Origin of the sequence: Corallococcus sp. AS-1-6, from assembly GCF_020037015.1 — a bacterium.
In the GTDB taxonomy this organism is placed as follows: Bacteria; Myxococcota; Myxococcia; order Myxococcales; family Myxococcaceae; genus Corallococcus.
In genome coordinates this window covers 53,993-73,666 of the sequence record NZ_JAIQDE010000032.1, presented here as the reverse complement: position 1 = coordinate 73,666, position 19,674 = coordinate 53,993, and the positions used below count along the sequence as shown (strand labels likewise).

General features: G+C 71.8%; 10 protein-coding genes. 5 read left to right on the top strand and 5 right to left on the bottom strand.

Annotation, left to right across the window (positions count from 1 at the left end; genetic code table 11):
- Together K8612_RS33090 and K8612_RS33085 are read right to left on the bottom strand one after the other, a co-directional pair.
- Window positions 1–1,521 carry an FHA domain-containing protein gene (locus tag K8612_RS33090; protein ID WP_223765157.1) on the bottom strand — a complete coding sequence of 507 codons (1,521 nt, stop codon included), beginning with the start codon at window positions 1,519–1,521 and terminating at the stop codon, window positions 1–3.
- Window positions 1,522–1,523: 2 nt separating this feature from the next.
- Complete coding sequence (locus K8612_RS33085) at window positions 1,524–3,827, bottom strand: thioredoxin domain-containing protein (RefSeq protein ID WP_223765156.1); 2,304 nt, start codon at window positions 3,825–3,827, stop codon at window positions 1,524–1,526.
- 450 nt (window positions 3,828–4,277) lie between these two features.
- On the opposite strand from K8612_RS33085, the gene K8612_RS33080 reads away from it, so the two are divergent.
- The 3 genes from K8612_RS33080 to K8612_RS33070 all read left to right on the top strand — a co-directional run bounded on the left by K8612_RS33080 (window position 4,278) and on the right by K8612_RS33070 (window position 9,482).
- On the top strand, window positions 4,278–7,094 hold the full coding sequence (locus K8612_RS33080; protein ID WP_223765155.1) for a serine/threonine-protein kinase: 2,817 nt from the start codon (window positions 4,278–4,280) through the stop codon (window positions 7,092–7,094).
- Window positions 7,095–7,229: 135 nt separating this feature from the next.
- On the top strand, window positions 7,230–8,492 hold the full coding sequence (locus K8612_RS33075) for a sigma 54-interacting transcriptional regulator (protein ID WP_223743460.1): 1,263 nt from the start codon (window positions 7,230–7,232) through the stop codon (window positions 8,490–8,492).
- A gap of 57 nt (window positions 8,493–8,549) precedes the next feature.
- Window positions 8,550–9,482, top strand: coding sequence for a hypothetical protein (locus K8612_RS33070; RefSeq protein ID WP_223765154.1), 933 nt, complete (start codon window positions 8,550–8,552; stop codon window positions 9,480–9,482).
- A gap of 60 nt (window positions 9,483–9,542) precedes the next feature.
- Here the strand turns inward: K8612_RS33070 and K8612_RS33065 are convergent, their stop codons facing one another.
- Window positions 9,543–10,811, bottom strand: a complete 1,269-nt coding sequence (locus K8612_RS33065) for a hypothetical protein (protein ID WP_223765153.1) — start codon at window positions 10,809–10,811, stop codon at window positions 9,543–9,545.
- A 25-nt stretch (window positions 10,812–10,836) separates the two neighbouring features.
- Window positions 10,837–11,922 carry a hypothetical protein gene (locus K8612_RS33060; protein WP_223765152.1) on the bottom strand — a complete coding sequence of 362 codons (1,086 nt, stop codon included), beginning with the start codon at window positions 11,920–11,922 and terminating at the stop codon, window positions 10,837–10,839.
- A 579-nt stretch (window positions 11,923–12,501) separates the two neighbouring features.
- Between K8612_RS33060 and K8612_RS33055 the strand changes: the two genes are divergently transcribed.
- Both K8612_RS33055 and K8612_RS33050 read left to right on the top strand, forming a co-directional pair.
- Window positions 12,502–15,501: a hypothetical protein gene (locus K8612_RS33055; protein ID WP_223765151.1), complete on the top strand. Its 3,000-nt coding sequence runs from the start codon at window positions 12,502–12,504 to the stop codon at window positions 15,499–15,501.
- Between the two features lie 276 nt (window positions 15,502–15,777).
- Window positions 15,778–18,093 (top strand): hypothetical protein, encoded by a 2,316-nt coding sequence (locus tag K8612_RS33050; RefSeq protein WP_223765150.1) that lies wholly within the window; start codon window positions 15,778–15,780, stop codon window positions 18,091–18,093.
- Between the two features lie 743 nt (window positions 18,094–18,836).
- Here the strand turns inward: K8612_RS33050 and K8612_RS33045 are convergent.
- Entirely contained in the window at window positions 18,837–19,268 is a 432-nt protein-coding gene (locus tag K8612_RS33045) for a hypothetical protein (RefSeq protein ID WP_223743447.1), read from the bottom strand.
- Window positions 19,269–19,674 lie beyond the last annotated feature (406 nt).

Here is a 19,674-nt window from a genome sequence, read left to right as displayed (position 1 = left end):
TCAGTCCCCGGCGGGCTGGAGGGAGAAGTACACGGCTTCGGTCCCCAGGTTGAAGGTGTCCCCGTCCGCGATCTTCTGGCGCTTGATGCGCTGGTGGTTGATCCACGTCCCGTTGGACGAGCCCAGGTCCTCGATGAAGTAGTCCGCACCCTCGCGCGTGACGACGGCGTGCTCGCGGGAGACCCTGCCGGACTTCACGACGAGGCTGCACTGCGGGCCGCGTCCCAGCGTGAAGCGCTCCACGTCCACCCGCGTGGCGTCACCGTCCGGGCTCAGCCGCACGAACAGGTCCATGCGCGCGGGAGCCCGGGGGACGGGCTTGCGGCTCCGGTGGGACTCCGGGGGCGCGTCATCTTCGGGCGCGGACCGGAGCACACGGCCCTGCCTGCGGGGCGCGGGGGCCTTCGTGGCCGGAGGCGCCACGAAGGGCAGGTTCTGCTCCTCGGGTTCGTCGGCGCCCGGGTCCTGCGCTTCGTCCTCGCTGGAGGAGGCGGCCCGCGCATCAGGTTCTTCGGCCGCGGCGTCCTCCTCGGAGCCCGTGGCCTCTTCTCCCGTCCTGGCTTCTTCGGGCTCGGAGTCGTCGGCTTCCTTGTCGTCAGGGAGGCCCTCGGAGCCGATCGCCGCTGCGATGTCGGCCGCGAATGCGTCGTCCTCCTCGGAGGCCTGCGACGCGTCCTCGTCGTCCGAACCCGCCGCCTTGGAAGAGTCCTCGTCGTCGGAGGCTTCATCCGCCGCCCCTGCGGCGTCGGAACCGTCGTCCTCCGAGCCCTCATCCTCGGACTCCTCGTCGTCCGAAGACTCGTCGGCCGCTTCGTCGGACTCCTCGTCGTCCGAAGATTCGTCGTCGGACTCCTCGTCGTCCGAAGACTCGTCGGCCGCTTCGTCGTCCGAAGCATCGTCAGCCGCTTCGTCGTCCGAAGTCTCGTCGGCCGCTTCGTCGGACTCCTCGTCGTCCGAGGATTCGTCAGCCGCTTCGTCGTCGGCCGCTTCGTCGTCGTCCGAAGCCTCGTCGGCGTCGGAATCTTCCTCCTCGTCCGCCTCCTCCTCGTCCTCGGACGCCACCGGCACATCGCGGGGCTGCGCGACCGCATCCACCGCCGCGAGGACCTCCTGCATGCGCGCTCGCGCCTGGGCGGCCTCGTCCACGGAGGTCCGGGCCTTCACGGGTTCGGACACCGCGGCGGCCGGAGCGGCGGCCACGGTCTCCTTCGCGGGGACAGCGGCGGCCACGGTCTCCTTCGCGGGGACAACCGCTGCCACGGGGACGGCGGCGGCCGCGGGGAGCTCCACCGGCCGCACCACGGGCTCCGGGGCCCGCGCCGCCGGTGCCCTCACGGGCTCACCCGCGACCGTCACCCCGAGCGCCACGGGCGTGGGCGCCACGTACCCGTTCTGTCTCGCGAGCAGGAACAGCGCCTGGGCGACCAGGGCATTCCGGTCCACGCCCAGGTCGTGGCTCATCTGCTCCAGCGCCCGCCACAGGGGCTCCGCGACCTCGATGGTTTCACGAATCCGATTCATGCCTAGCTGCCCCTCAGATTGCCCTGCCACGGAGAGACGTGATCCGGGTCATTGAGCCAATAGAACATCGCTTGCGTCTCCGCGTACTGCCGCTCCGCGATGGACACCAGGTTCGGGTGCAGGTCGCCCAGCGCCACGCCCTCGAACAGGAACCCCTGTCCGGGCTTCGTCGTGCTGGCGTTGCCCCGGAACTTGCGGTCCCGGCTCTGCCACAGCCGCTGCGAGGCCTGCCCCGCCGCCTGTCCGTAGTCCGCCGGCGGCGCGATGCGCGTGGGCATCCGGAACGCCGTCTCGCCGCACGACCACAAGAGCCACGACAGCGCGCTCCAGTCCCCGCGCAGCATCAGCGCCAGGTCCGCGAGCCCCAGCTCCAGGTCGAGCGTCTCGTCGACCTCCACCTGCTCGTCCTCGTCCCCCTCCACCTCGTACTGCTTCAGCTCCACGGGCCCCTCCCCCAGCAGGGCGGACAGGTCCGGCGGCAGCCAGGACACCGTCGCGCCGGGCTTGAACCGCTGGAGCAGCGCGCCCCGTATCGCCTGGAGCCGCGTGGCGTACTTGCGCACCAACTGTTGGATGTCCTCCAGCGACCGCGCGGGCTTCTCCGGCAGGCCGTCGTAGGAGCAGCGCGGAGGCTCCTGTCCCGCCCAGAAGTCGAACCGGGGGAACAACGCCCGCGCGTACGTGGCCAGGAACCTCGCGGTGTCCGGCTCCACCTCCGCGAGCCCCTCCGCGTCCTGGTGCACCTGATCCGCCACCCCCAGGTTCAGCAGGATGAGGCCGCGCGTGAACAGGTACTCCTTGCGCTCCGGCGCGAGCAGCATCGCCGCGTGCAGGAAGTCCAGCGCCGCGCGAGGCCGGTCCGTCTGATCCAACAGCACCGCGTAGGCCCGCAGCAGCGTGGCCGCCTCACCGCCGCGCATGAGCGCGTCCGCCATGGGGGCCCACGCCTGTCCCGCCTCCTGCACCACATCGTTCGCGACCTCGCTCGCGGAGTCCTTCGTGCGCGGCAGCGTCAGCTCCTCCAGGCCCTGCCTCAGCGGCTGGAGGTCCAACGACGTGGCGCACGCGCGCGCCGTGGCCAGCAGGGCCTCGCGGTAGCGCCGGTCCGCGCGGGCCTCCTTCGCCAGCTCGCGCCAGCCCTCCGCGCTCCGGGGGAGGTTGGAGAACACCGGCGAGCGCGCCAGCGCCTCTTCGTCCATCGCCCGGCCCAGGTCGCGCGTGAGCACCACCGCCCGCTGCGCGTCCATCAGGGACCACTCGCCGCACGCGAGGTCGCCCTCCGCCCGGCCCTCCTCGAAGTGGACGCGGAAGTCCGCGTAGGTGCCCTCCGCGCGCGACCAGCAGCGCCCGTGCCTCCGTCCGTCCTCGAACTCGGCCTCCCAGAGCAGTTGGCCCTGCGCGTCCCAGAAGCGGGTGAGGCCGTGGCGCTCGCCGTCCGCGTTGAGCGTCACCCGGGCCCACTGGTTCAGGTCCTCGCGCAGCTCCGCGTCCCCGGGCAGGTGGGCCGGACGGGTGGGGTAGGGCTCGCCGGTGGACGGCACCACGCGCTGGCCCTGACCGTTGAAGTGCTCCACCCGCCGCACGGCGCCGTGGTCGTAGTGCATCACCGTCTTGCGCACGCGCTCGCTCACGCCGCCTTCGTGCATGCGCTCGGTGGTGAAGCGGTCGCAGGCCCTCCAGGTGCGCGGGCCGTGGAGCTGGCCCTGTTCGAAGGCGCCCTCCTGGGACACCGAGCCGTCCTCGTGGAAGCGCTGGAAGGGGCCGTGCGGCCGGCCCTGCACCATGACGCATTCGTTGCAGAGGGTGCCGTCGGCGCGCCAGTACCGCCACGTGCCGTGCGGCCGTCCCTTCGCGTCCTTCGGGCCGAAGGACCACTCGCTGTCGCCATCGTCCCAGGTGGCGCCCTCGGGGACGCCGGAGGGGCGCTGGCCCGCCTCGGTCCGCTCGCGGTTCGCCTTGCGGCGCTTCTCCTCGGACACGTCCACGGCGCGCAGCGCGGCCAGCATCCGGTCCAGGGACTCGGTGGGCAGCGCCTCGCCGACGCGGTGGACCTCCAGGCCGTCCTTGAACGCGACCAGGGTGGGGTAGGCGTCGATGCCCAGCGGCTCGGCCACGGCCTCGTGGGCCTCCGCGTCGAGCCGGGCGAAGGTGATGTCGGGGAACCGCGCGGCGGCCTCGGTGAAGACCGGGGCGAACGCATGGCAGGGCTCACACCACGGCGCCCAGAAGTCCACGACGCACATTCCGGGCTTCTGGGTGACTTCCTCGAAATCCTCCGGGGTCAACTCGACCGGGACACCTGCCAACGGGAACTCCTGCTCAAGGGGAGGGGCAGATAAGAGGGGCGACGGGGGCGCGCGTCAACCGGCGCGTCAGGGGGGCGCACGCCGCGCGGGGAGCGCTGAAAAGCAAGAAGGCGGCGGTGTCTCCGTTCACCGCCGCCTCCATCCGAGCCACGCATCCAATCGACCTGCGGCCCGGCGATATTCATGTGGCTTGTCGCGGATGAGGCCTGGCTGCACCTCGAACCTGCCCGCGTGCTCCGGACCCATTGCGTCTGGCGTGCCAGCCTCCGGCCCCCCGCGCCCTCCCTGATTCCAGGGGGTTGTGCCCCCCGCGGAGGCCGGCCCCTGGTGACCGCGCTCCTGGCGCTGGTGACGGCCGTCACCAGGCAGGCGTCCTGGTTGACGCGGCGCGGAAGGATGTTCGGAGCGGGCGAGGGCCGGCGGTAGACTCGCGGATCAGGTCAGGGCCCCATGACGAAGAGAGACACCGGAAGGCGAAACACAGGCACCGGCAACTCGGACTCCGCGCGCTCGGGAGCGGGGACGGGACGGGGCTCGGGGTATGGAACGGGCCCCCGGCCGCGCCGCGCGGAGGACGTCCCGCCCGTTCCCCAGGTGGGCCGCTACCTGCTGCTGCGCAAGCTGGGGCAGGGCGGCATGGGCGTGGTGTACGCCGCCTATGACCCGGACCTGGACCGCAAGGTCGCCCTGAAGCTGCTGCACCCCAACGCCAACCACGACAACGAGGAGGCGCGGTCCCGGCTGTTGCGCGAGGCGCAGGCCATGGCGCGCGTCTCCCATCCCAACGTCATCCCCGTCTTCGACGTGGGCATGTGGGGCGACCAGGTGTTCGTCGCCATGGAGCTGGTGGAGGGCGGCACGCTGGGCTCGTGGCTGAAGGAGGCGAAGCCATCCTGGCGCGAGGTGCTGGAGCGCTACCTCCAGGCGGGCCGGGGCCTCCAGGCCGCGCACGCGGCGGGGCTGGTGCACCGCGACTTCAAGCCCGCCAACGTGCTGGTGAGCCGCGCGGGCCGCGTCTACGTGACGGACTTCGGGCTGGCGCGGCAGGTGGGTGAAGGGCCGGAGGCTCCGGCTTCACCGGAGGAGGCTCGGGTCCTGGAGTCCTCCGACCGGCGCATGCTGGACACCACGCTCACGGAGGCGGGCCTGCTGGTGGGCACGCCCAACTACATGTCCCCGGAGCAGTTCCGGGGCACGCAGTTGGACGCGCGCACGGACCAGTTCAGCTTCTGCGCCGCGCTCTACGGCGCGCTCTACGGCACGCGCCCCTTCGACCCGGGCAGCATCAAGGCCTACGCGTCCGCCAGCCGCGGCGCGGAGCTGGAGGCCACCGGCACGCAGTCCCTGGGCGGCACGCAGTCGCTGAACGCCGCGCCGGCGAAGGCGGCCCCCGTCATCACGCCGCCGCCCGCGCTCATCCGCGAGCCCCCGCGCGACGTGAAGGTGCCCGGCTGGGTGCGCCAGGCGGTGCTGCGCGGGCTGGCGCTGGACGCGGACGCGCGCTTCCCCTCCATGCAGGCCCTGCTGGACGCGCTCTCCCAGGAGCAGCGCCACGGGCAGCGCAAGCGCTGGATGGGCGCGGCGGGCGCCATGGCCACCTCGCTCGCGGTGGCGGGCGGCGTGGCGTGGCAGCAGTCCCAGGTGTGCGCGGACGCGGGCGCGCTGATGGACACCGTGTGGACGCCGGACGCGAAGGCGAAGCTGGAGTCCGCCTTCCTCGCCACCGGGAAGCCCTTCGCGCAAGGGATGGCCGCGCGCGCCGCGCAGGTGCTGGGGCAGTACGCGGACGCGTGGAAGCACCAGCGCGTCCAGGCGTGCGAGGACACGCGCGTGAGCGGCGTGAAGCCGGAGGAGCAACTGGACCGGCAGGTGGTGTGCCTGGAGCGCCGCCGCAAGGACCTGCGCGCCACGGTGGACCTGCTCGCGAGCGCGGACGCCGCCATGGTGGAGAAGTCCGTGGACATGGCGCACGCGCTGCCCGCGCTGCACGAGTGCGAGGACGTGGAGTCGCTGGCCGAGCAGCAGCGCCGCCCCTCCGACCCCGCCCTGCGCGACACCATCGAGGCGCTGGAGGACCAGCTCTCGGAGGTGCGCGCGCAGGTGGACGCGGGCCGCTACCCCGCGGCGCTCGCGGCGGTGAAGGCGCTGGAGGCGCCGGTGGAGAAGACGGGCTACCTGCCGCTGAAGGCGGAGATGCGCTTCCACCTGGGCTGGCTCCAGGAGCAGACGGGCCAGTCGCCGGAGGCCTCGCGCCTGCTGTCGCGCGCCGTGTTCGACGCGGAGGCCGGCCGGGCGGACCGGCTGAAGGTCGCCATCCTCAACAAGCTCCTCTACGTGGAGGACGGGCAGAAGCACTTCGACCCGGCGGCGAACTGGGGCGAGCTGGCGGAGGCCACCCTCCAGCGCCTGGGCGGCGAGCCCGTGCTGGAGGCCGACGTGAAGGTGAACCAGGCCAACCTCGCCATGTCCCAGGGCCACATGGAGGAGGCCCGGAAGCGGCTGACGGAGGCGAGCGCCCTCTACGACAAGGCGCTGCCGCCCGAGCACCCCAAGCGCGCGCGGGCGCTCTTCCTCCTGGGCCGGCTGGTGCTGGGCACGGGCGACGCGAAGGGCGCGGTGCCGCTGCTGGAGGCGTCGCTCGCGAAGACCGAGGCCGCCGTGGGGCCGGTGCACCCGGACGTGGCCCGCCGGCACGGCCTGTTGTCCCTGGCCCTGCGCGACGCCGGCCAGCCCGAGCGCGCCCTGCCGCACGCCCAGGCGGTGGTGGACCTCTACAAGGCCCTCCACGGCGAGAAGAGCGCCCAGGTGGCGGAGGCGCTGGACGAGCTGGGCATGTGCCAACTGGGGATGAAGCGCTACGACGACGCGCTGAAGACCTATGAGCAGGCCGTGGCCCTCAAGCGCGAGCTGCTGCCCGAGGGCGACGAGGGGCTCCAGCCGTCCTACGACGGCGTGGGCCAGGCGCTGCTGGGGCTGGGCCGGGCGCGCGACTCCGTGGCGCCGCTCCAGTTGGCGGTGTCCTTCGCGTCCGCGCCGCCGGATGCGCTGGCGGAGTCCGGCTTCGCGCTGGCGCGGGCGCTCTACCAGACAGGACAGACCCCGGAGGCTCGGGCGGAGGCCCGCGGCGAGGCCACCCGCGCCCGGGCGCGCTTCAGCGAGTCCGGCATGGAGGAGCGCGTGGGCGAGGTGGACTCGTGGCTGGAGACCCTGCCCCAGGAGTCCCCGCGCCCGCCTGCCCGAAAGCCGGGGCGGGGCCGGCGCAGGTAGGCCGTCACGCGCGGCTGCTGGCGACCCTGGCGGGGCGTGCTACCGTCCCGCGCCGTGTCGCTGCCACCGGATGACGACGAGGCGCTCCTGGATGCCACGGCCACCCTGAACCGGGGCCGCGCGGGACAGGTGCGGATGGTGCTGCGGGTGCTCTCCGGCGCGGAGGCCGGCAAGACGCATCCGCTCAAGCAGGGGACGTACACGGTGGGCAAGAACCCCACGTGTGACATCGTCCTCACCGACAAGGCCGTCTCCCGCCAGCACCTGAAGCTGGAGGTGCACGACGAGCACGTCGTCGCCACGGACCTGGGCTCGCACAACGGCTCGTTCGTGGAGGGGCTGCGCTTCACCGCCATGGAGCTGCGCCCCGGCGCGGTGCTCACGCTGGGCACCACCGAACTGAAGCTGGTGCCGGAGGACACGCGCGAGCGCTCGCTGCCCCTGTCCTCGCGCGACCGCTTCGGCGCGCTCGTGGGCCAGAGCCGCAAGATGCGCGAGGCCTTCACCGTGCTGGAGCGCCTGGCGCCCGGCGGCGCGGACGTGCTCATCCACGGCGAGACGGGCACCGGCAAGGACCTGTGCGCGGAGGCCATCCACCAGCAGAGCCCGCGCGCCAAGGGCCCCTTCGTCATCGTGGACCTGGCGGGCGTGCCCTCCACCCTCATCGAGTCCGAGCTCTTCGGCCACGTGAAGGGCTCCTTCACCGGCGCCCAGGCCGACCGCGCGGGCGCCTTCGAGCGCGCGCAGAACGGCACCGTTTTCCTGGACGAGATTGGCGAGCTGCCCCTGGAGCTGCAGCCGCGCCTGCTGCGCGTGCTGGAGCGCCGGCAGGTGAAGCGCGTGGGCGGCAACGACTACTTCACGGTGAACGTGCGCGTGGTGGCCGCCTCGCACGTGAACCTGGAGCAGGCCGTCCAGCAGGGGAAGTTCCGCCGCGACCTCTTCCACCGGCTCGCCGTGCTGCGCGTGACGCTGCCCGCGCTGCGCGAGCGCCCGGAGGACATCCCGTTCCTCATCGACCACATGCTCAAGCAGATGGGCCGGCCGCCCGGCGCGCTGTCGGACCAGACGCGCGCCCTGCTCATGCAGTACCCCTGGCCCGGCAACGTGCGCGAGCTGCGCAACGTGGTGGAGCAGGTCGTCAACCTGGGCGAGGAGGCCCTGCCGGACCTGGAGGCGCCCCAGGGCGCGGACGGCCGCAAGGGCCCGGACCTGGACCTCCCCTTCAAGGAGGCCAAGGAGCACCTCATCGAGGTCTTCGAGCGCGACTACCTGAAGAACCTCATCGAGCGCTGCGAGGGCAACATCTCCCGGGCCTCCCGAGAGGCGGACATCGACCGTGTCTACCTTCGGAAACTCCTGCGCAAGCACGGGTTGGATCCGTCCGGGGACCCTTAACACGGGGCGGCATCCCAGGTAGGATGGAATCCCCCATCCCCCTCCGGAGCCACGACCGTGAGCGTGAACCTTTCTTCCAACCTCCTCCGCACCTTCCAGCAGTTGGCGGAGGTGAAGCCCTCAACCCTTCCGCAGCAGACCGCGCAGCAGGTCGGGTTGCCGGAGGAGAAGGTCGTCTCGCAGGTGGAGGGCGCGCCCACCCCCGTGCAGACGGAGCAGGCCACGGACGCCTTCGCGGTGGTGCAGGCCCTGAACCAGGCGTGGGCCAACCGCTTCCAGCCGGTGTCGGGCGCCTCCGCGCAGGACGTGGGCGTGAACGGGACGCTGGCGAATGCGCCCCAGGCCCCGGAGATTGGCGGCTGGGACGCCGCGCCGGCGGACCCCGAGGTCGTCAAGCAGACCAACCCGAACGACTGCGGCGCCGCCGTGGCGGTGATGCTGGGCAAGGAGATTGGCACCAGCAAGACGCAGCCCGCGTCGGACACGGAGAAGATGGCCGCGCTGGAGTCGCGCTTCACGCAGGGCCAGGGCACGTCGCCGCACGAGCTGTCCAACATGCTGGCGAACCAGGGCGCGAAGGTGACGCAGACGTCGTCCAAGCTGGACACCAAGGCCCTGGATGACGCGCTCGCTCGCGGCGCCAAGGGCGCGGTGATGGTGGACTCCAGCCTGGTGGACCCCACCACGAAGCCGGGCGAGACGGGCCGCGCGCACTGGGTCTCCGTGGAGGGCAAGGACGACCAGGGCCGCTACCTGCTCAAGGACCCCAGCACCGGCTCCAAGATTCCGGTGGACGCCCAGCGGCTCGCGGACTCCGTGGAGATCAGTTGGAACCGGCACCAGGGCGGCGGGCAGATGATCGTCGAGAGCGCCCAGGGCATGTCCGAGGCCCAGGCCGCGCAGGAGGGCGGGCAGAAGGCCGTCGCGCTGGGCAACACGGACGGCGGCGGCTCGCGCGCCATGTCCAACTTCGGCCGCGAGTCCTCATAGGCCTTGAAGCCGTGACGACCGACGGCGGATGGATTGGAGTCCATCCGCCGCGCGAAGGCTTCAGACGACGAGGTGCTGTACGGCCTGGAGCCGCAGCAGTTGGCGCGCCAGCTCCTGCACCTGCTCCACCTCCTGCAGGCCCATCGCCTTGCGCAGCGCGAGCCGCTTGTCCGTGGAGGCGCGCAGCAGCAGCGCGCGCAACTGGGGGTTGCTGAGCAGCGGGTTGAGCTGGCGCAGGTGGCCCACCAGCGCGCCCAGTTGGGGCAGCGTGAGGCCCGCCACCATCACCTGCGACGCGGAGCCCTCTTCCGGGCTCTGGCTGGTGGCCAGCATCCACGGCGACAGGAGCAGCGAGCGGGTGAAGTCCTTCTCGCAGGACAGGCCCAGCCGCGCGCACTCCTCCACCAGGGGGCCGGTGTCGTGGCCCGCGATGATGGGCTGGATGCGGGCGGCCTCGTACTTCTGGAGGACGGCGTCGTAGAGCTTCCGGGCCTCCACGCCCTGCGGCGTGCGCGGGAACTCCGCGAAGGCCTGGCCAATCTCCGCGCGCAGCGTGCCCAGGAGCGTGGCGTCGTCCGCGGTGCCGGGCTCGCCCAGGACCTGGGCCAGGTAGGCCCGGTCCTCGGGGACGGCGTTCGCGGACTTCCACCACTCGAAGGTGACGGTGCTCACGCTCAGCACCACCGGCAGGGTGACGACGCCCTGGCGGCCGGGGTTGGCGAGGAAGGCGGTCATCTTCCCCTCCACCTCCGTGAGGCCGCGGTGGAGCCGGTTGAGGACGGCGATGCGCAGCTTCGCGCGGCCCTCCAGCGCCTGCTTCGCGGCGTCCGAGGACTGCCCCTCCGTCGCGGTGCGCTCCCGGGAGGCGTCAGCGGTGCCGGACCGGCGCTCCAACTGGGGCGCCACGGGCACCTGCGGCGCCATGGGCGGAGGCTGGGGGAGCGCCGGGGCCGTCTGCTGCGCCTGCGCCGCGAGGGCAGGGGGCTGCTCCAGGGTGCCCAGGGGGGCGGCGCCCTGCGACGTGCCAGCCGCCATCCCGGCCTGCTGCTGCGGGGCCCTGGCGCCGCCGCCTTCGTTGCGCTCCGCCTCGCCGGAGCGGCCGAAGTCCATGCCGTCCTGGGGGCCGGATTGCTCCAGGCCCCCCTTGGCGGAGGCGCCCTTCGCGGCGCCGCCCTTGACGGCGACGCCTCCCTTGCCTGCGCCGCCCTTGCCGGTGGCCTTGCCCGATGACTTGCCTTCACCGGACTGCGCCTTCTCCTCCTTCTCCTGCGCGGGGCTCTGCAGGGGCAGGCCCGGGCGGGGGAGGCCAGACGGAAGGCGGACGCTCATGGCTGGGGGCCTCGCTAGGGGGGAATCAGGCCAGGTTCTTCAGGTGGACGACGAGGTTGCTGTTCTTGCTGCCCAGCGTGCTCGCGTCATCCGTGGGGATGACGTAGCCCTGATCCGCGCCGACGTGCTTGCGGAAGAAGTCTACCACCTCCGGATCCTGCACGTTGGACGTGGTGCTCTTCTTGATGCCGTACGCGGAGCCGTCCGCTCCCTTGGCCTTCACGGAGTCAGGCGCGGAGGCGAGCAGGTTGTCCATCGTGCCCGACAGGCGGCCGCCGCCCTCCGGCTGGATGGTCATCGAGGTGTTGTGACCTTCGATGTAGCTGACGTCGTAGTAGGTGTTCCCGAACCCGCCGTCGAACTTCACTTCACCGAGCGTCGCGTTCTTGCCGTCGCCGCTGTCGCTGCGGAAGTTGCCGGACCAGTTGTCCGGGAACTGCACCGTGCGGCTCTCACCGGGCTTCAGCGTGACGGAGTCGACGGGCTTCTCGCCCGCGTTGGGGGTGAAGTTCACCGTCATCGGCTTGTCGCCGTCGTTGTTGAGGGTAATCGTGTTCTTGCCCTTCGACGCGCCCGGGGCGCCCACGGACTGGGGCCCGGCGACGGCCGCGTCCTGCTGGGGGGCCGCGGGGGCCGGGGCCGCGGCGGCGGTCGCGGCGCCCTGCTCGGGGGGCAGGGTGTTGGCGCTCGCGCCCTCGCCCTCGCCGCCCAGGTCCGGCACGCCGCCGAAGGAGTCACCGCCCAGGTCCGGCACGCCACCCTGCGCCGCGCCGGACGCGCCCTCGATGGCCGGAGCGGCGCCCTGCTGCGCACCGGCGCCGTTCATGCCACCGAGCAACTCCACCAACTGCTTCAGCATCTGGACCATCTCGGCCAACTGCTCCATGGGGTTGCCACCCTGGAGCGCGCCCTTCTTGCCCACGCCCGCCGGCGCGTCGAAGCCATCCGCCTGGAACATCCCCTGGAGCGACCCCGGGCCGCCCTTGGCCTTCGCCGCGTCCGCCGTCACCGCCGTGGGGCGCGACACCGGGCTGGAGAACTCCGTGGCGGACGTGCGGGGCGAGAAGGAGGAGCTGGGAACGGACGACTTCGACAGGGGGGAGAGCGCCATGGCGGTGTTCCTCGGAGATGGGATGGGGCGGCCGGGAGCTGCCGTCCGGTGCAGCGATGTGGGGGGCTAGAGCACGGCGCGTGCCAGCTCTCCAATGTGATCCAAGTCCCTGGAATGACTGGAGGCCGGGCCGTCCAAGGGGGCGCGGAAGGCCCCCAAGCTGGTGACTGCCGTCAGGCCCCTGGTGTCTGGCGTCATCAGGCCCCCACCCCCGTCCTTTCTGGCGGTGACGCATGTCTCGGTGCGCCGTGTGATGACAGTCATTCAGGGATGTCTGGCGTCACTGTTGGAGTGCCCACCGGACTTCGTGGGTAGTGCCCAACCCGGGGGTTTGAATTGAAACGTCTGTCGAAACAGACCCACTTCATGAGTTGTTTTGTCTGAAAGACGAAAAATTCGCATGTCTTGGATTGGGTGTTACCAAGCCGAGACCTCGACCCAGGGTGTGGGTCGGGGTCGCGCCGCCCGCGCGCGCCGTCGCATCCCCTCGCGGGTCTCCCTCCTTCGCCCCCAATCCCTATGTCCGCTCAAATGCCTCTCCGGGCACCGCCCCCTTCGTGGGGACGGTTCCTGGTCGTCGTGTCCGCGTTGCTCACCCTGGCCGGCTGTCAGAAGGCGGCCGCTCCCTCCGAGCCCCAGGCGGAGGAGGCAGGCGCCGCGCGCTTCGTCGTCGCCGTGCACCAGGCGGTGACCGCCTCCGACGTGCAGCGGGTGGACCTCACGGTGGATGGCCCGGGCCAGCCGGAGCTCACCGTGCAGCTCGCGCCGGATGGTTCGGTGTGGACGGGCCTCTTGAGCCAGATGCCCGCGGGCACCGGGCGCCGCTTCCGGGCCTTCGCGTATGACTCGAACGCGCGGCTCATCTACCGGGGTGAGGCATTGGACGTCACCATCACCGCCAACCAGACGGTCCAGGTGAACATCCTGTTGCAGCAGGTGGACCCGTCCCCCGAGTTCGAGAACGCCGGCCCCGTCATCACCTCGCTGGTGGTGTCGCGCTCCTCGGTGGAGATGGGCGGCTTCGTGGACGTGCAGGCCACGGCCTACGACCCGAACACCGGCGACGTGCTGACGTACGCGTGGACGGCCACGGCGGGCTCCTTCAGCACCCCCGCGGCGCTGTCCTCGCGCTGGACGGCCCCCATGACGAAGGGCGTGCAGACCCTGACGCTGACCGTCGCGGATCAACTGGGCGCGTCCACCGCGGTGAGCTTCCCCATCCTGGTGGAGGGCACGGGCGTGGGTGAGGCGGAGGTCTTCGTCCGGTTCAACTCCTGGCCGCAGGTGGTGTCGCTCACCGGCTTCCCCACGCAGGTCGTCCCCGGCCAGTCCATTGGCGTGAGCGCCCAGGGCGTGGACAACGACGACGTGGCGGCGAACCTCCACTACGCCTGGACCGCGAGCTGTGCGGGCACCTGGACGGACGAGGGCACGGCGAACGCGCACTTCACCCCCACGGAGTTGCCCGCGCAGAACACCTGTGACAACTGCCAGCTCACCGTGCGCGTGACGGACGGCCGCGGCGGCGAGGGCCTGGGCCACCTGGGCGTGTGCGTGGGCGCGCCGGTGACCGCCAACGTGGCGCCGCGCATCACCAGCGCGTTCCAGACGGCCCGCACCGTGGGCCCGGGCAGCATCGTGCGCTTCAACGTCCGCGCCATGGACCCGGAAGGCACCGCCCTGGGCTTCGCCTGGGAGGCGCCGGTGGGCACCCTGGGTACGCCCGCCCCCATCTCCGAGGGCAGCGAAGTGACGTGGACGGCCCCCGCCTGCGTCGACGCGCAGGCGACGCCGGTGGTTCGCGCGCGGGTGACGGACGCGGAGGGACTGGAGGCCGTGCAGACCTTCACCCTCACCTGGACGGGCCCCGCGTGCGCCACGACGCTGGGCTTCCTCACGCAGCCCTCGGACGTGCTGGCGACGAACGCCATCACTCCCGCCGTGCGCGTGGTGCTGCTGGACAGCCTGGGCCGCACGTCCCTGGCACCCTCTGGCCCGGTGCGTCTGGCGTTGGGCGCGAACCCCGGCGCGGGCACGCTGTCGGGCACGGTGGAGGCCGCGCCGGTGGCGGGCATCGCGACGTTCGCGGACCTGAGCATCGACGCGTCGGGCGTGGGCTACACGCTGGTGGCGTCGGTGACGGGGCTGCCGCCCCTGGCGAGCCAGGCCTTCACCATCCAGCCGCTGGCCGTGCGCGGCGCGTCGGTGGACCGCTTCGTGACGACGGGCAACGCGCAGGTGACGCGGGGCGCGGACCTGGGCGCCACGGTGGTGCAGGCGCTGGTGGAGCAGGGGGACGGCTCGTTCACGACGTTCAACGGCGCGGGCGCGGCGGACGGCACGTTCACCATCCAGGGCGTCCCCTCGGGCGCGTACTACCTGCGGCTGGGCAAGGACTACGTCGTGACGTCCTCGCGCGCGCCGGACCTGGGGCGTGACGGGCAGGGCCGCCCGGACGCGACCCCGGCGAACGCGAGCACGACCCTGTCCGTGGACTTGCAGGGCCTGGCGTCCTGGCAGGCGGGGGACGACATCGAGGTCTTCTCCGCGGGCACGGGCCTGTGGGCGCAGGGCGTGCCGGAGCTGGCGCTGACGGGCGCCGCGCTGGCCGCGGGCAGCCAGCGCTGGACCCAGACGCTGCGGTACGCCGGCATGCGCAACGCGAACCTCGTGGAGGACTCCGCGGGCGACACGGTGACGTTCCACCAACTGTCCATGAAGTCGGAGGCGACGAACGGCGAGCCCGTGAACTACACGGCGGCGACGCGGGCCTACTCGGCGCCGCTGGCGGTGGCCCAGGGCGGCACGGCGAGCATCGCGGGCACCATGGCCGCGCTCGCGCAGGAGCAGGTGCTGAACGTGGACCTGCGCACGCAGGACTTCGAGGCGCTGCGCACCCAGGTGCACCCCGGCGCCCAGCCGGCGGCCCACGCGCTGTTCGTCGCGGCGTTCCCGGACGGCACCCGGGGCAGCTACACGGCCGCGCCGGACCTGCTGACCTATTTCCCGACCCCGGGCGCCGCGAACCGCGTCTTCGCCTTCAGCTTCGGCAACCCCCACCCGGGCTTCGCGCAGGCGGGCATGGCGGAGACGTCCTTCACGGTGCCGCTGCTGGCACCAGGCGCGACCCAGGCGCTGACCGTGCGCCCCACGGTGGGCCAGGCGGACGCGCTGCCGGCGTTCCAGGCCTCCGCGCTGGCGCCCCGGCTGAGTCCCGCGCGTTCGCCGACGCTGGCGGGCCAGGACGCCTTCGGTACGCTGACGGGGGTGGGCCTGACGCCGCGCTTCTCCTGGACCGCGCCCGCCGTGGGCTCAGCCACGCATTACCGTATCCGCGTCTATGAGGTCTTCGTGAACGCGCAGGGCCGCACGGCGCAGAGCGCGGGCGGGCCGGTGGCGCAGTTGTACACGGCGGCCACGTCGCTGCGCTTCCCGCCCGGCGTGCTGGCGGCCGGCAAGCGCTACTACGCCATCCTGGAGGCGGCCTCCTCCGGTAACGCCGACTTCCAGGGCCACCCCTTCCGGTCCGCCTGGCCGGAGGCGCACGCGATGCTCGTCACGGGCACCTTCGCGCCGTAGCCGTCGCGGTGTCTTGAGACGCCGCTTCCGCCCCGAGCCTCCAGGTCCATGCGGCCCTGGGGGCTTCGGGCGTTTGTCGTTGTGCCCCGTCGTTGGAAAACCCCCATGCCCCTATTGCGTAACGTGCGTGCCCTGACGGGCACCGCCGTGTTGTGTGTTTTTTCCCTGTTGTGGGTCCAATGCGCCTCGGATGAACCGGAGGACGCCTGCGATGCGGGCTGTCTCGCGGGCGAGGCATGCCAGGACGGAGGCTGTATCGATGAAGCCTGTATCGGGGTGGTGTGTCCCGACGGACAGGTCTGCGCCGGGGGCGACTGCGTCCAGCCCACGGTCATCATCCCCACGCCGGTGGAGGCGCAGTGGGGAACGACGAAGGAGAACGGCGAGGCGTGTGTCGCCAACCGCGACTGCCAGAGCGGAAGCTGCGCGGATGGCGTCTGCTGTGACTCGGCCTGTAGCGGCAGATGCGACGCGTGCAACCTGCCCGGCAACGAGGGCCTCTGCACCGTCGTCCCTCGCGGCACGGCGTGTGACGACGGAGACGCCTGCACCCTGGAGGATGTCTGCGATGGGGAAGGGGAGAACGCCTGCTCGGGCACGCTCAAGACCTGCGGCACTCCGCCGAGCCAGTGTCACGAGGCTGCGGGCACCTGTTCGCAGGGGGCCTGCACCTACGCGCCGAAGCCCGCGGGCACCGCGTGTGATGACGGCAATGCCTGCACCCGCGGTGAGACCTGCGGCGCCGACGCGCTCTGCGGAAGCGGCACGATGACACTGTGCGAGTCACCGGGCGGCGTCTGCCTGGAGAACGCCGGGGCCTGTCAGCCGGAAACGGGGGTGTGCACGTACGCGCCCCGGACGCAGGGCACGGCGTGCCGCGCGGCGGTGGGCCCCTGTGACGTGGCGGAGACCTGCACGGGCGCGGGGGGCGAGTGCCCTCCGGACCTGAAGCAGCCGGTGGGAACGGCGTGCGTGGACGACGGCAACCCCTGCACCACGGACGTCTGTGATGCGTCGGGCACGTGCCTGCATCCGGTGCTGGCCGTGGGCACGGTTTGCGGCGCGGGCAACGTGTGCAACGCCTCCGCGCAATGCATCTCCAGTTGCTACATCGGTGGGACGCTGTACGCGGCGGGGACGGCGAACCCGGCGGGCCCGTGCCAGGTGTGCGACCCGGCCCGGTCCACGTCGGCCTGGAGCTTCCAGTCCCCGGCCACGCAGTGCCGTGGCGCGGCGGATGCCTGCGACGCGGTGGAGTACTGCACGGGCGGCAGCGCGCAGTGTCCGGCGGACGGCGACGTTGCTGCGGGGACCAGTTGCGGCGCGGGGAGCATCTGCGACGCGTCCGGCCAGTGCTCCGCGAACTGCTTCATCAACGGCACCCTCTACGCCTCCGGGGCCACGAACCCGGCCGGCGCGTGCCAGGTGTGCAACCCGACGCTGTCCACGACGGGCTGGAGCTTCAAGCCCGCGTCCACGGTGTGCCGCGGGGCCTCCGGTGTCTGTGACACGGCAGAGTACTGCACGGGCAGCAGCGCGCAGTGCCCGGGCGACGCGGCGGTGGGTAACGGCACGACGTGCGGCGGCGGCTCGGAGAGCGCCTGGGGACCGTGTGAGGGGTTCTCCGGGGCATGTGGAGAGGCAGGCACGCAGTCGCGGACGGTCACGGTGCAGGCGTGCTTCAACGGAGGCTGCCAGGCGTCCACCACCACGGAGACCCGCGCCTGCACGCGCGACACGGACGGCTTCACCTGCGGGAGCACGACGACGGGGAGCTGGGGCTCTTGCAGCTATTCGGGCACCTGCGCGGAGGACGGCGTCCAGTCGCGCACCGTCACGGAGCGCATCTGCTCCGCTGGCACGTGCCAGGCCTACACGGGCACGGAGACGGCGGACTGCTACCGCAGCACCGAGGGCAAGTCGTGCGGCACCACCACGGCGGGCAGTTGGGGCGCGTGCAGCTACTCGGGGACTTGCGCCGAGAGCGGGACCCAGTCGCGCAGCGTGACGACGCGGACGTGCTCGTCAGGCTCGTGTGGAAGCTTCACCACGACGGAGCAGGGGAACTGCGGCCGTTCCACGACGGGCACCGTTTGCGGAATCAATATCGGCCCCTGGTCTGCTTGTGGCGGCTTCAGTGGAACGTGCGGCCGGACGGGCACCCAGTCCCTCGTGGAGACGACGCTGCTCTGCGCCTCTGGGTCCTGTAGCGGGAGCGCCAGCCGCACCATCACGAATACATGCGAGCGGGACACCACGGGCGTCTCCTGCAACGACGGCAACTCCTGCACCACGGGCGACACGTGCGACAGCGGAGGAAGCTGCTCCGGCACCCAGATGTCCTGCCCCGGTGGTGGGACGTGCTCGAACGGCGTCTGCCCGGCGACCTGCAACGGTCCGGATGTGGCCATGTGCAATGGTGTCTGCACCAACCTCAACAGCAACGCCAACTGCGGAGCCTGTGGGAACCGGTGCCTGATCAGCGCGGGGTTCGTCTGCCTGAACATGGAGTGCGTCTGCCGGTATGACTATGCCGTGAAGGATGGCGAGCCTGGGGCACTCCCCGCCTGCTTCGCGGCCAGTTCCCAATAGGACCATCAGGCCATGAAACACTTGTCGCGCGGGACACGCATGCGCCCGCGCGAGTAGTGGCTCACCTTCAGGCTGTACGGCATGGGGTGGCGGCCACCCGGGAGGGCTTTGAGAGGGGTTGGGATTTACACATGTGACAGGGAGTGCTACGAGTTTGGCAATCACGACCCGGAGTGTGGGCCGTGTTCACGCTTCCCGCGCGTGCCCCCGTCTCATCCCCCGAGTTCCCCCATGCCCCGCTTGAGATCCGTGCGTGCCCTGAGCGGCACCGTCGTGTTGTGTGTCTTCACCCTGTTCCTGGCCCAGTGCGCCTCGGAGGCCCCCGACGAGACCTGTGGCGCGGGCTGTGCCGCAGGAGAGGTCTGTTGGGACGGAGGCTGTGTCGACGAATCCCTTGCCCCGGAGACCCCGGAACGGCCGGTGGAGGCGCAGTGGGGGACGAAGCAAGAGAACGGCGAAGCGTGCGCGTCCGGCCGCGACTGCTACAGCGGCGAGTGCGCGTCCGGCGTCTGCTGTGACTCAGCCTGTGATGGGCAGTGCAACGCGTGCAACCTGCCCGGCAACGAAGGCACCTGCACCGCCGTCCCGCGCGGCACGACGTGCGACGACGGGGACGCGTGCACCCTCGAGGATGTCTGCGACGGTGACGGCGTGAATGCCTGTGCAGGCACGGCCAAGGTGTGCGACGCCCCGCCGGACGCATGCCACCGGTCAGCGGGCACCTGCTCCCAGGGGGCCTGCACCTACGCGCCCGCTCCCGAAGGAACGGCGTGCGTGGACGACGGCAACCCCTGCACCACGGACGTCTGTGATGCATCGGGTTCATGCCTGCATCCGACACTGACGGTGGGCACGGCCTGCGGCGAGGACGGTGTGTGCGATGCCTCCGCGCAGTGCACCTCTGGCTGCTGGATCGACGGAGCGCTGTACCCGGCGGGGGCGGCCAATCCGGAGGGCTCGTGCCAGGTGTGCGACCCGGCCCGGTCCACGTTGGCTTGGAGCTTCCAGTCCCCGGCCACGGTGTGCCGGGGCGCGGCGGATGCGTGTGACGCGGTGGAGTACTGCACGGGCAGCAGCGCGCAGTGCCCGGCGGACGGCGATGTCGCGGCGGGAACCAGCTGCGGCGCGGGCAGCATCTGTAACGCGTCCGGGCAGTGCTCCACGAACTGCTTCATCAACGGCACCCTCTACGCCTCCGGGGCCACGAACCCGGCGGGGGCATGCCAGGTGTGCGACCCGACATTGTCGACGACCCAGTGGAGCTTCAAGCCCGCGTCGACGCTGTGCCGGGCGGCCTCTGGCGTCTGTGACGTCGCAGAGTACTGCACGGGCAGCAGCGCACAGTGCCCTGGCGATGACGTGGTAGCCAACGGCACGACCTGCGGGAGCACGACGTCGGAAGGATGGAGTTCGTGCGATTACGCGGACTCATGTGCGGATGAGGGCATCCGGGAGCGCTCCATCACCGTGCGTGTGTGCTCTTCCGGCACGTGTCAGGCCTTCACGGATATCGAGACTGCGAATTGCTACCGCAATACCAACGGTCTTGCGTGCGGGACGAACAGCACGGGACCGTGGAGC

Coding starts and splice junctions, on each gene's coding strand:
- K8612_RS33060 (WP_223765152.1), bottom strand. CDS start 11,922: ATGGCGCTCTCCCCCCTGTCGAAGTCGTCCGTTCCCAGCTCCTCCTTC.
- K8612_RS33075 (WP_223743460.1), top strand. CDS start 7,230: ATGGTGCTGCGGGTGCTCTCCGGCGCGGAGGCCGGCAAGACGCATCCG.
- K8612_RS33090 (WP_223765157.1), bottom strand. CDS start 1,521: ATGAATCGGATTCGTGAAACCATCGAGGTCGCGGAGCCCCTGTGGCGG.
- K8612_RS33080 (WP_223765155.1), top strand. CDS start 4,278: ATGACGAAGAGAGACACCGGAAGGCGAAACACAGGCACCGGCAACTCG.
- K8612_RS33045 (WP_223743447.1), bottom strand. CDS start 19,268: ATGAAGCAGTTCGTGGAGCACTGCCCGGACGCGTTACAGATGCTGCCC.
- K8612_RS33065 (WP_223765153.1), bottom strand. CDS start 10,811: ATGAGCGTCCGCCTTCCGTCTGGCCTCCCCCGCCCGGGCCTGCCCCTG.